The organism is Rhodoplanes roseus (assembly GCF_003258865.1).
In the GTDB taxonomy this organism is placed as follows: domain Bacteria; phylum Pseudomonadota; class Alphaproteobacteria; order Rhizobiales; family Xanthobacteraceae; genus Rhodoplanes; species Rhodoplanes roseus.
The window spans coordinates 1-10,841 of record NZ_NPEX01000204.1; the positions used below are offsets into that span (position 1 = coordinate 1).

The 10,841-nt window shown below is 70.0% G+C and carries 13 protein-coding genes; 12 read left to right on the forward strand and 1 reads right to left on the reverse strand.

Annotation, left to right across the window (positions count from 1 at the left end; translation table 11 throughout):
* Nucleotides 1-95: 95 nt before the first annotated feature.
* The 9 genes from kdsA to CH341_RS22580 all read left to right on the forward strand — a co-directional run bounded on the left by kdsA (nt 96) and on the right by CH341_RS22580 (nt 7,376).
* Nucleotides 96-977, forward strand: coding sequence for a 3-deoxy-8-phosphooctulonate synthase (gene kdsA / locus CH341_RS22540; RefSeq protein WP_111421221.1), 882 nt, complete (start codon nt 96-98; stop codon nt 975-977).
* Nucleotides 978-1,055: 78 nt separating this feature from the next.
* A complete protein-coding gene (locus CH341_RS22545; RefSeq protein ID WP_111421223.1) occupies nt 1,056-1,460 on the forward strand; it encodes a DUF350 domain-containing protein in 405 nt (134 codons plus the stop codon).
* A 9-nt stretch (nt 1,461-1,469) separates the two neighbouring features.
* A complete protein-coding gene (locus tag CH341_RS22550) occupies nt 1,470-1,838 on the forward strand; it encodes a hypothetical protein (RefSeq protein ID WP_111421224.1) in 369 nt (122 codons plus the stop codon).
* Between the two features lies 1 nt (nt 1,839).
* Nucleotides 1,840-3,015 (forward strand): glutathionylspermidine synthase family protein, encoded by a 1,176-nt coding sequence (locus CH341_RS22555; protein WP_111421225.1) that lies wholly within the window; start codon nt 1,840-1,842, stop codon nt 3,013-3,015.
* Nucleotides 3,016-3,150: 135 nt separating this feature from the next.
* On the forward strand, nt 3,151-4,323 hold the full coding sequence (locus tag CH341_RS22560) for an MFS transporter (RefSeq protein WP_170149765.1): 1,173 nt from the start codon (nt 3,151-3,153) through the stop codon (nt 4,321-4,323).
* Nucleotides 4,324-4,548: 225 nt separating this feature from the next.
* Nucleotides 4,549-5,667 carry a glycine oxidase ThiO gene (gene thiO, locus CH341_RS22565; protein ID WP_245431196.1) on the forward strand — a complete coding sequence of 373 codons (1,119 nt, stop codon included), beginning with the start codon at nt 4,549-4,551 and terminating at the stop codon, nt 5,665-5,667.
* 38 nt (nt 5,668-5,705) lie between these two features.
* Nucleotides 5,706-5,945, forward strand: coding sequence for a sulfur carrier protein ThiS (thiS, locus tag CH341_RS22570; protein ID WP_245431197.1), 240 nt, complete (start codon nt 5,706-5,708; stop codon nt 5,943-5,945).
* A gap of 1 nt (nt 5,946) precedes the next feature.
* Nucleotides 5,947-6,735: a thiazole synthase gene (gene thiG, locus CH341_RS22575; protein WP_111421228.1), complete on the forward strand. Its 789-nt coding sequence runs from the start codon at nt 5,947-5,949 to the stop codon at nt 6,733-6,735.
* Nucleotides 6,732-7,376, forward strand: coding sequence for a thiamine phosphate synthase (locus CH341_RS22580; RefSeq protein WP_210208539.1), 645 nt, complete (start codon nt 6,732-6,734; stop codon nt 7,374-7,376). Before thiG ends, CH341_RS22580 begins: the two co-directional genes overlap by 4 nt.
* On the opposite strand, the gene queF is transcribed toward CH341_RS22580, so the two are convergent.
* A complete protein-coding gene (queF, locus tag CH341_RS22585) occupies nt 7,358-7,816 on the reverse strand; it encodes a preQ(1) synthase (protein ID WP_111421230.1) in 459 nt (152 codons plus the stop codon). The genes CH341_RS22580 and queF overlap by 19 nt on opposite strands.
* 121 nt (nt 7,817-7,937) lie before the next feature.
* Here queF and eno point away from each other — a divergent pair, with 121 nt between their 5' ends.
* From eno to pdhA, 3 genes are all read left to right on the forward strand, one after another.
* Nucleotides 7,938-9,221 carry a phosphopyruvate hydratase gene (gene eno / locus CH341_RS22590; protein WP_111421232.1) on the forward strand — a complete coding sequence of 428 codons (1,284 nt, stop codon included), beginning with the start codon at nt 7,938-7,940 and terminating at the stop codon, nt 9,219-9,221.
* Nucleotides 9,222-9,347: 126 nt separating this feature from the next.
* On the forward strand, nt 9,348-9,665 hold the full coding sequence (locus CH341_RS22595; protein WP_111421233.1) for an FtsB family cell division protein: 318 nt from the start codon (nt 9,348-9,350) through the stop codon (nt 9,663-9,665).
* Between the two features lie 154 nt (nt 9,666-9,819).
* The coding region (pdhA, locus tag CH341_RS22600; protein WP_111421237.1) for a pyruvate dehydrogenase (acetyl-transferring) E1 component subunit alpha at nt 9,820-10,841 on the forward strand (1,022 nt) is incomplete at its 3' end.

The window sequence follows — 10,841 nt, forward strand, 5'->3', positions numbered from 1 at the left end:
GCCGGCTCCGCCGCCGCGCCGCCGTTGACCACGCCGGCCCGCCCCGCCATGGTCCCGGCCCGAGCCGCCGCCCCCCACGCAGAAGCACCAAGCCGATGACCGCCACCGACACCGCCCCTTCCACCGTGACGCCGCCTCCGAATTCCGTCGTCGCGGTCGGCAGCGGCGCTGGCCGCGTGCGCTTCGGCAATGCGCTGCCGCTCACGCTGATCGCCGGGCCCTGCCAGATGGAGAGCCGCGCCCACGCGCTGGAGACCGCGGCCGCCTGCAAGGAGATCGCGCAACGGGTCGGCATCGGGCTCGTCTACAAGACCTCGTTCGACAAGGCGAACCGCACCAGCTTTTCCAGTGCGCGCGGCGTCGGGCTGGAGGCGGCGCTGCCGGTGTTCGCCGAAATCCGAGAAACCCTCGGCCTGCCGGTGCTCACCGACGTGCACGACGCGGCGCAGTGCGGGCCGGTGGCCGAGGTCGTCGACATCCTGCAGATCCCAGCCTTCCTTTGCCGCCAGACCGATCTGCTGATCGCCGCCGCCAAGACCGGGCGCGTCGTCAACGTCAAGAAGGGTCAGTTCTTGGCGCCATGGGACATGGCCAATGTGGTCGGCAAGCTGACGGGCGCCGGCAATCCGGACGTGCTGGTCACCGAGCGCGGCGCCTCGTTCGGCTACAACACGCTGGTCTCCGACATGCGGGCGCTGCCGATCCTGGCGAGGACCGGCGCGCCCGTGATCTTCGACGCCACCCATTCGGTGCAGCAGCCCGGCGGGCAGGGGACGTCGTCGGGCGGCGACCGCGCCTTCGTGCCGGTGCTGTCGCGCGCCGCCGTGGCGGTCGGGGTGGCCGGGGTGTTCATCGAGACCCATCCGGATCCGGACCGCGCCCCCTCGGACGGCCCCAACATGGTGCCGATCGCCGAACTCGAGGCGCTGCTGCGCATGCTCGTCGCCTTCGACCGGCTCGCCAAGGGGATCGACTGAATCGGACCCGTCGAACCGATCGGTTGAACCCGGGCGGGCCGCGTCGCAACCTAGTCAGAACAAGACGGGGGAGACGCCATGCTGCTGCAATCGCTCGCCGGGCTGCCGGCCTTCCTGGCCTATCTGTGCACGGCCCTGGTCGCCGCCGTCCTGTATCTGCTGATCTACACGCGCATCACCTCGCACGACGAGTTCGCCCTGATCGCCAGGAACGTGCCGGGCGCCGCCGTGTCGCTCGGGCTGGCGCTGCTCGGCTTCGCGCTGCCGGTGGCGAGCGCCATCGCCCACGCCTCCTCGCTGCTCGACTGCGCGGTGTGGAGCCTCATCGCGCTCGCCGTGCAGATCGGCGTCTATTTCCTGGTCCGTATTCCGGTGCCGGATCTCTCCAAGCGGATCGCCGACGGCGAGCTCGCGGCGGCCCTCTGGCTCGGCCTCGCCTCGCTGGCCGCCGGCGCGCTCAACGCCGCCTCGATGTCCTACTAGGGCCGCGCCATGAAGCGATCGACCCAGGTGGGGCTGGTGCTGATGTCGGCGCTCGGTGTCGGCGGCACCGCCTACATGCTGATGCCGGGACAGGACTGCCGGCCGCCGGAGCAGCAGCCCGGCCTGCATGCGCCGCTCGCCCCCGGCGCCGCGGCCCAGCCGGCCGCCCAAAACTGCGCCCCGCGCGGCTCGTCCGGATCGAGCTCGGGCGGATACCGATCGTCCTGGTGGCACGGCGGTTCGGCCGGGCAGGGCGCGTCGTCGACCGGCTCGACCCAGAGCGCAGTGCGTGCCGCCGGCACGTCGTCCTCCGGCCTCGGCGCGACGTTGCGCAACGGTTTCGGCTCGATGGCGCGCGGCTTCTCGTCCGGGGGCTGAGATGCAGCGCATCGTCTGCCCGGAGCGCGACGACTGGCGCGACGCCGCCGAAAAGGCCGGCTTCGCCTTCCACACCGTCGCGGGCGAGCCCTATTGGGACGAGCGCGCCTATTACGGCTTCTCGCTCGAGCAGATCGAGCGCGACATCGAGGCGCCGACGCTCGAGATCGACCGCATGTGCCGCGAGCTGGTGGCGCGCGCCGTCGACGACGACCGCATCCTGCGGCTGCTGAAGATCCCGGAAGCCTGCTGGACCTTCATCGCGGCGAGCTGGAAGCGCGGCGACCCTTCGCTCTACGGCCGGCTCGACTTCTCCTATCACGGCACCGGACCGGCGAAGCTCCTCGAGTACAATGCCGACACGCCGACCGCCCTGTACGAGACCGGCGTGTTCCAGTGGCTGTGGCTGGAGGACGCGATCGCACGCCAGATCGTGCCGGCCGGCAGCGACCAGTTCAACGCGGTCCACGAGACGCTGATCGCCGGCTGGGCCACGGTGGCGCGGGCGCATGGCAAGGAGCGCGGTGTCGTGCATCTCGCCGGCGCGCTCGACATCCCCGAGGACCAGGGCACGCTCGCCTATCTGGAGGACACGGCCCGCCAGGCCGGGCTCGCCACCACGATGATCGCCATGGACCGCATCGGCCGGGCGCCCAATGGCGCCTTCGTCGACGAGGCCGACCGGCCGATCGGGCTCGCCTTCAAGCTCTACCCGTGGGAGTGGATGTTCCGCGAGCAGTTCGGGCGGTACCTGCCGGGCGCCTCGACCCGCTGGATCGAGCCGCCCTGGAAGGCGGTGCTGTCCAGCAAGGGAATCCTGCCGCTGCTGTGGTCGATGTTCCCGCGCCACCCCAACCTGCTGCCGGCGTATTTCGAGGACGACCCGGAGGCCGGAAAGCTCGGCGAGTCCTATGCGCGAAAACCGCTCTATTCGCGCGAGGGGGCGAACGTGGCGCTGGTGGTCGGCGGCGAGGTGCTGGATTCGGACACCGGCCCTTACGGCGCCGAGGGATTCATCCGCCAGGCCGTCGCGGCGCTGCCGCGATTCGACGGCGGCTACCCGGTGCTCGGCTCCTGGATCGTCGACGGCCACGCTTGTGGCCTGTCGATTCGCGAGGACGCGTCGCCGATCACCAAGAACACCTCGCGATTCCTGCCGCACGTCATTCTGCCGTGACGCGGGGCAGGGGCGTGGCTGCGGTGCTTGCCGCGGCGCCAGCGTGCTGTACTAATCCGGCCATGGTCGTCCTGCCGCCTCCCGCCGCATCGTCCCGACATGGCTGAGACATCGTCGCCCCCGCCGTCCGGTGCCATGCCCCCGGAGGCCACCCGGGTGCTCGTCGTCGCGGCGCTGTCGCTGTTCGTGACCAGCCTGTTCATGCGCTCGGTCGATCCGGTGATTCCGCAGATCGCCGCGGCGTTTCAGATGGATGTGCGCACCGTCGCGCTGCTCTCTACGGCCTATGCGCTGCCTTACGCGCTGGCCCAGCCGCTGCTCGGCAGCCTCGGCGACACGGTCGGCAAGGTGATCGTGCTGAAGGTCTCGCTGGTCACCAGCGCCATCGCCGCCTTTCTCGGGGCCTTCGCGCCCGACTACTCGGTGCTGTTCGCCTCCCGCGCGATCGTCGGCGTGGTGTCGGGGGGCCTGTTTCCGATCGCCATGGCGCTCGCCGGCGACCTCGTTCCGGTGCATCGCCGGCAGATCGCGTTCGGCCGGCTGCTCGCCGCCGCGATGCTGGGCAACGTCCTCGGCTCGCCGCTCGCCGGCGTGATCGCCGACACGGTCGGCTGGCGCGGGGTCTTCGCCGTGGTCGCCAGCCTCGCGGTGGTCGCCTATGTGGCGGTGGAGATCGGGCTGCGCGGCCTCGCGCTCGACCGGCGGACGCGCTTCGAGATGGCCACGGTGGTCGGCGGCTTTCGCGCGGTCCTGCGCAACCCGCTCGCCAAGTTCTGCTTCTCGGCCGTGTTCCTGGAGGGGGCCTTCCTGCTCGGCCTGTTCCCGTTCGTCGCGCTCCTGCTCGCGGCCCGCGGCGAGGACCGCGCCGTGATCGCCGGCGTCGTGCTGGCCGGCTTCGCGGTCGGCGGGTTCCTGTATTCCGGCTCGGTGTCTCTTCTGCTCGGACGCATCGGCGAGCGCGGCATGATGATCCTCGGCGGCCTGCTGATGGCGTGCGGAGTCGTCGTCGTCTCGGCCGGCTTCGCCTGGCAGGTCGAGGTCGCGACGTTCGTGGTGCTGGGGCTCGGCTTCTACTCGCTGCATGGCGTCATCCAGGTCTACGTGACCGAGCTGGCCCCGTCGGCGCGCGGCCTCGCGATGGCGCTGCACGGCTCGGCGTTCTTCTTCGGGCAGGCGGTCGGCCCGGTGCTGTACCGCTACGGCTTCGAGCATCTCGGCGTCACTGCGGCGACCTGGGTCGGCGCCGCCGTGCTGCTCGGCGTCGGCGTGATGTGCGCCGCCAAGCTCCGCCGCCCGGCGAAGACCTGAGTCGCTGGAGCGCGATCCCGTCGGAACGGGCTAGCCCGGGGCTTGCGGCCCTCCGCGATATCGTCCATGATCGCGTCACGGCCTGGGGTGCCGCGCGGCTGCGCGGCTGAGATCACACCCACGAACCTGTCTGGGTCATGCCAGCGAAGGGAGCCGCCGATGGCAGCACAACCACGTCCATATTCCGCGTCCCCGTCAGCGCCTGACCGCGTCCCCGACGTCGTCGTGATCGGGGCCGGGGTCTGCGGCCTCGGCATCGCCTGGCGGCTGGCGCAGCGCGGCCTCGCCGTCGCGGTGCTGGACCGCGGCGCGGTCGGGGCAGGCGCGAGCCATGTCGCCGGCGGCATGCTGGCCGCCTGCGCCGAGGCCGAGCCCGGCGAGGAAGACCTCGTCCGCCTCGGCCGGCACGCGCAGGCCCTGTGGCCGGGCTTCGCGGCCGAGCTGGAGGCCGCCACCGGGCTGCCGATCGGCGTGCGCTCCGAGGGCACCCTCGTCGTCGCCCTGACGGCCGACGACCGCGCCCGCCTGGTCCATCACCTCGCCTTCCAGCAGGGCCTGGGACTGCCGCTCGACTGGTTGCCGGCCGCCGAGGTGCGCCGCCGCGAGCCGCATCTCGCCGCCGGTCTGGCCGGGGCCGTGTTCAGCCCGGAGGACCACCAGGTCGAGCCCCGCGCCCTCGTCGCCGCCCTCGCGGCCGCCACCGTGCAGGCCGGCGTGACCCTGCGCCCCCACACCGAGGTCGCCGCCGTCGAGGTGGAGAACGGCCGCGCCGCCGGGGTGCGGCTCGCCGACGGCACCGTCCTGCCGGCCGGGGCCGTGGTGCTGGCCGCCGGGGCTTGGTCGCGCGGCATCGAGGGCCTCCCCCCCGCCGCCCGCCCGCCGGTGCGTCCCATCAAGGGGCAGGTGGTGACGCTGCGGATGGACCCCTCCGCCCCCCTCCTGACCCATGTCCTGTGGGCGCCCGGCTGCTATCTCGTGCCGCGCGCCGACGGACGCCTCGTGGTCGGCGCGACCGTGGAGGAAAAAGGCTTCGACACGGCCATCACGGCCGGCGGCGTCCTGTCGCTGCTCGACGCGGCGTGGCGGGTGCTGCCCGGTATCGAAGATCTGCCGATCGTCGAGACCACGGTCGGGCACCGGCCGGGCAGCCGCGACGACGCACCCATTCTCGGGCCGTCCGCGGTGCCGGGGCTGGTTTACGCCACCGGGCATCACCGCAACGGCATCCTGCTGGCGCCCGTGACGGCCGACGCGATCGCCCGGCTGGTCGCCGGGGAGGGGATCGATCCGGCCATCGCGGCGTTCGGGATGGAGCGTTTCGCCGCGAGGGCGGTCGCCGCATGAGCGCAACGACCAGGATCTCAACGACCAGGATCTCGCGGATGAACAACGGGCGCGACGCGCGTATGGAGGCCCTGGCCGGCATCACGGTCAACGGCCTCGCCGAGCCCTTCGAGGCTGCGACCGTCGCGGCGCTGCTCGCCGCCAAGGACATCGATTCGGACGCCCGCGGCATCGCGGTCGCCCTCAACGGCCGCGTGGTGCCACGCACCGCCTGGAGCCAACAGGCGGTCGCCCCCGGGGACGCCGTCGAGATCGTACGGGCGCGGCCCGGAGGCTGACATGAGCATGGACATTCCCACCGACGACCCGCTGGTGATCGCCGGCCGCACCTTTTCGTCGCGGCTCTTCCTCGGCACGGCCGGCTACCCCAATCGCCGGGTGATGCTCGACGCCGTGGCGGCGAGCGGCACCGAGATGGTGACGGCCGCCATCCGCCGCATCAGCCTCGCCGGCGAGGAGGAGAGCCTCGTCGACCTGATCGGCGAGCGCGCGCATTTCCTCCCCAACACGGCGGGCTGCCAGACGGCCCGCGATGCCGTGCTCACCGCCGAGCTCGCCCGTGAGGCGCTCGGCACCGACTGGGTCAAGCTCGAGGTGATCGGCGACCGCGAGCTTCTCTATCCGGACGTCGAGGAGCTGCTGCGGGCGACCGAGACGCTCGTCGCCGCCGGCTTCACGGTGCTGCCGTATTGCAACGACGATCCGGTCACCTGCCGCAAGCTCGCCGACGCCGGGGCCGCGGCCGTGATGCCGCTGGGCGCCCCGATCGGCTCCGGGCTCGGCATCTGCAATCCGGTGATGATCGAGACGATCTGCGCCCGTTCGCCGGTGCCGGTTGTGCTGGATGCCGGCATCGGCACGGCCTCCGAGGCGGCGCTGGCGATGGAGCTCGGCTGCGCCGCGGTGCTGCTCAACACGGCCGTTTCGAAATCGAACGATCCGGTGCGGATGGCGGCGGCCATGCGGGCCGGCGTGGAGGCGGGGCGGCTGGCGTCCCGGGCGGGCCGCATTCCGCGCAAGCGCTACGCGGAGCCGTCGAGCCCGCAGCTCGGCCTCGTCGGCACGTGACCGCGCTGCCCGGGCCGCCGCTGCTCCTGGTGACGGACCGCCGACAAGCCGTCGCACCGCTCCCCACGATCCTAAAATTGGCCTTCGCGGCCGGTTGCCGCTTTGCCAGCATCCGCGAGAAGGATCTGAGCAATCCGGAGCAAGTGGCTCTTGCAAAAGAAATATTTCCACTCGCCAGACGATTCGGGGTGAGCCTTCTGCTGCACGGCGATCCGGAGATCGCGGACGCGGCCGGGCTCGCCGGCGTCCATCTTCCGGCCGGGAGCGACCCGGCGATCGCGCGCAGCATCCTGAGGGAAGGGGCGTTGATCGGCATCTCGGTGCACGGGCCGGCCGAGGCGGCCCGGCTCGATTCGGGGCTCGTCGACTATGCGGTGGCGGGTCCAGCCTTCGAGACTGCCAGCAAACCGGGCTACGGGCCGGCACTGGGCCCGGCGGGGCTTGCCGCGATCGTCGCGGCCTCCCGAGTCCCGGTCCTGGCGATCGGTGGGATTTCGGCCAAAACCATTCCGGCCGTGGCCGCAGCCGGGGTCGCGGGGATCGCCGTGATGGGTGGCGTCATGCGGGCAGCCGATCCCGGCGCGGAGATTCGCGGCCTCCTGTCGGCCTGGGACGCCGCGGCTCAGCCGCGTCCCCGATAGGTCGGAACGCCTTGGTCCGGCACCCAAACGCCTTTCGGCAGCCGCCCGGCCTGGAAGAACACGTCGATCGGCATGCCGCCGCGCGGATAGAAATAGCCGCCGATCCGGATCCAGCGCGGCTTCAGGACCGACACGAGGCGCTTGCCGATCGCGACCGTACAATCCTCGTGAAAGCTGCCGTGGTTGCGGAAGCTGTTGAGATACAGCTTCAGCGACTTCGATTCGACGAGATGGCGGGCCGGCACGTAGTCGATCACCAAGGTCGCGAAATCGGGCTGGCCCGTCACCGGGCACAGCGAGGTGAACTCGGGGAACGTGAAGCGCGCTACATAAGGCGTGTCGGGATGCGGATTCGGCACCCGGTCGAGCGGCGCGTCGTCCGGCGACGCGGGCAGGGACGTCGGCCGTCCGAGCTGAAGAGGACGGGGGGTGCGCGGCATGTCTTTCTCCGGTCGCGAGCGCGGGCGATGATTGCACGGAATGCACCGACGACGCTTGGCCGGTACGTTTCGGCCTGTTAAGACACCAACACCCCCCAGATTTGCAATGCGGGAGCGCTTGATGACCGCCATCGTGGACATAATCGGCCGCGAGATTCTCGACAGCCGTGGCAACCCGACCGTCGAGGTCGACGTCGTGCTGGACGACGGCTCCAAGGGCCGTGCCGCGGTTCCGTCCGGCGCGTCGACCGGCGCCCACGAGGCCGTGGAGCTGCGCGACGGCGACAAGTCGCGCTACTCCGGCAAGGGCGTCACCAAGGCGGTCGAGGCCGTCAATGGCGAGATCTACGACGCCATCTCGGGTTTCGACGCCGAGGAGCAGGCGCTCATCGACGACACGATGATCAAGCTGGACGGCACGCCCAACAAGGCGCGCCTGGGTGCCAACGCGATCCTCGGCGTGTCGCTCGCCGTCGCCAAGGCCGCGGCGACCGCCAAGGGCCTGCCGCTCTACCGCTATGTCGGTGGAACCTCGGCCCGGCTGCTGCCGGTGCCGATGATGAACATCGTCAATGGCGGCGTGCACGCCGACAATCCGATCGACTTCCAGGAGTTCATGATCCTGCCGGTCGGCGCGGAGAGCTTCGCCGAGGCGCTGCGCACCGGCGCCGAGATCTTCCACGTTCTCAAGGCGGGCCTCAAGGCCGCCGGCCACAACACCAATGTGGGCGACGAGGGCGGCTTCGCGCCGAACCTGCCGTCCGCCGACGCGGCGCTCGACTTCGTCGTCAACGCGATCGAGAAAGCCGGCTACAAGGCCGGTCAGGACGTCTATATCGGGCTCGACTGCGCCTCCACCGAGTTCTTCAAGGACGGCGCTTATCACTATGAGGGCGAAGGCAAAAAGCGCTCCCGCGACGAGCAGGTGACGTACCTCGCCGACCTGGTCGGGCGCTATCCGATCGTGACCATCGAGGACGGCATGGCTGAGGACGACTGGGAGGGCTGGAAGGCGCTCACCGACGCGATCGGGACGAAGTGCCAGCTCGTGGGCGACGACCTGTTCGTCACCAACGTCACCCGCCTGTCGCAGGGCATCAAGAAGGGCATCGGTAACTCGATCCTGGTGAAGGTCAACCAGATCGGCTCGTTGACCGAGACGCTCGCCGCCGTCGAGATGGCCCACAAGGCCGGCTACACGGCCGTGATGTCGCATCGCTCCGGCGAGACCGAGGATTCGACCATCGCGGATCTCGCGGTGGCGACGAACTGCGGGCAGATCAAGACCGGATCGCTCGCCCGTTCCGACCGGATCGCCAAGTACAACCAGCTCCTGCGGATCGAGGAGGAGCTGGGCAGCCAGGCGCAATACGCCGGCCGCGCCGCGCTCAAGGCACTCGCCTGACGCCTCCGATCGGCGGCTGAAAACCGCGACCGGAACGACACGAAGCCGGCGCATCGCGCCGGCTTCTGCGTCTGTCGGAGCGGGTTAAACCGCATTTTAACGGAAGACGCGCCCTATGACCTCATCATGGTGTCGCGTCCCCGTCTCCGATCCGTCGTCACGGCGCTCTGCGTGTATGTGCTGGCGTCGCTGATGATCGGCTATTTCGGCGTCAATGCTTACACGGGCAACCGTGGTATAAACGCGCGCAAGGATCTGGACGCCCAGATCGCCGAGCTCACTGCCGAGCTCGCCGAGGCCAAGGCCGAGCGCGAGGTGTGGCAGCGCCGCGTTTCGCTTCTGAAGTCCGAAAAGCTCGATCCCGACCTGCTCGACGAGCGGGCGAGGGCGCTTCTCAACTATGTGGACCGCCGCGATCTGGTCATGATCGTCAAGCCGCGGTGATCCGGCGCAGGTCTTCGCGTGCTCCGTCTTGCCGCCTGCAAGCCTAAGCTACATATGAATAATTCTCACAGGTTCCGGCGTCCGGACGATCCTTTCGTAGCGCCTCGAATTCGGCTATGGGGTTGATCGTTCGTCGCCACACCCCGAGGTCACGATGGCTTCCCAGAAGAAAGTCGCCGAAACGCCTGCGTCGTCAGCGCGGTCGTCCATCTTGCCGATCGATGCGAGTCCGGTGCAGGAGCTCGGTCGGGAGGCGGACCTCAAGGCGTTCTACGACATGCTGTTGATCCGCCGCTTCGAGGAGAAGGCGGGCCAGCTCTACGGCATGGGGCTGATCGGCGGCTTCTGTCACCTCTACATCGGGCAGGAGGCCGTGGTGGTGGGCATGCAGCTCGCCATGAAGGAGGGCGACCAGGTCATCACCGGGTATCGCGATCATGGCCACATGCTCGCTTGCGGCATGGATCCGCGCGGCGTGATGGCGGAGCTGACCGGCCGGCGCGGAGGATACTCCAAGGGCAAGGGCGGCTCGATGCACATGTTCAGCCGCGAGAAGCACTTCTACGGCGGCCACGGCATCGTCGGCGCCCAGGTCTCGCTCGGCACCGGGATCGCCTTCGCCAACCGCTATCGCGAGAACGACAATGTCTGCCTGACCTATTTCGGCGACGGCGCCGCCAACCAGGGACAGGTCTACGAGAGCTTCAACATGGCGGCGCTGTGGAAGCTGCCGGTCGTCTACGTCATCGAGAACAACCGCTATGCCATGGGCACCTCGGTGCAGCGCGCCTCCGCCCAGGTGGATCTCTCCAAGCGCGGCGCGTCCTTCAACATCCCGGGTGAGCTGGTCGACGGCATGGACGTACGCGCCGTCAAGGCCGCCGGCGACCGCGTGCTGAGCTACTGCCGCAGCGGCGAGGGTCCCTACATCCTCGAGATGAAGACCTACCGCTACCGCGGTCATTCCATGTCGGATCCGGCCAAGTACCGGACCCGCGAGGAGGTCGAGAAGGTCCGCATCGAGAGCGATCCGATCGAGCAGTCGCGCGCCCGCATCCTGGCCAACGGCTGGGCCGACGAGGACGCGCTGAAGAAGATGGACGCCGACGTCCGCAAGATCGTCAACGAGGCCGCTGAGTTCGCGACCTACGATCCCGAGCCGGACGCCTCCGAGCT

Excerpts from the sequence above, each read along its gene's own strand:
- kdsA (WP_111421221.1), top strand. The coding sequence starts at position 96 with ATGACCGCCACCGACACCGCCCCTTCCACCGTGACGCCGCCTCCGAAT.
- CH341_RS22545 (WP_111421223.1), top strand. The coding sequence starts at position 1,056 with ATGCTGCTGCAATCGCTCGCCGGGCTGCCGGCCTTCCTGGCCTATCTG.
- CH341_RS22550 (WP_111421224.1), top strand. The coding sequence starts at position 1,470 with ATGAAGCGATCGACCCAGGTGGGGCTGGTGCTGATGTCGGCGCTCGGT.
- CH341_RS22555 (WP_111421225.1), top strand. The coding sequence starts at position 1,840 with ATGCAGCGCATCGTCTGCCCGGAGCGCGACGACTGGCGCGACGCCGCC.
- CH341_RS22560 (WP_170149765.1), top strand. The coding sequence starts at position 3,151 with ATGCCCCCGGAGGCCACCCGGGTGCTCGTCGTCGCGGCGCTGTCGCTG.
- thiS (WP_245431197.1), top strand. The coding sequence starts at position 5,706 with ATGAACAACGGGCGCGACGCGCGTATGGAGGCCCTGGCCGGCATCACG.
- thiG (WP_111421228.1), top strand. The coding sequence starts at position 5,947 with ATGAGCATGGACATTCCCACCGACGACCCGCTGGTGATCGCCGGCCGC.
- queF (WP_111421230.1), bottom strand. The coding sequence starts at position 7,816 with ATGCCGCGCACCCCCCGTCCTCTTCAGCTCGGACGGCCGACGTCCCTG.
- eno (WP_111421232.1), top strand. The coding sequence starts at position 7,938 with ATGACCGCCATCGTGGACATAATCGGCCGCGAGATTCTCGACAGCCGT.
- CH341_RS22595 (WP_111421233.1), top strand. The coding sequence starts at position 9,348 with ATGGTGTCGCGTCCCCGTCTCCGATCCGTCGTCACGGCGCTCTGCGTG.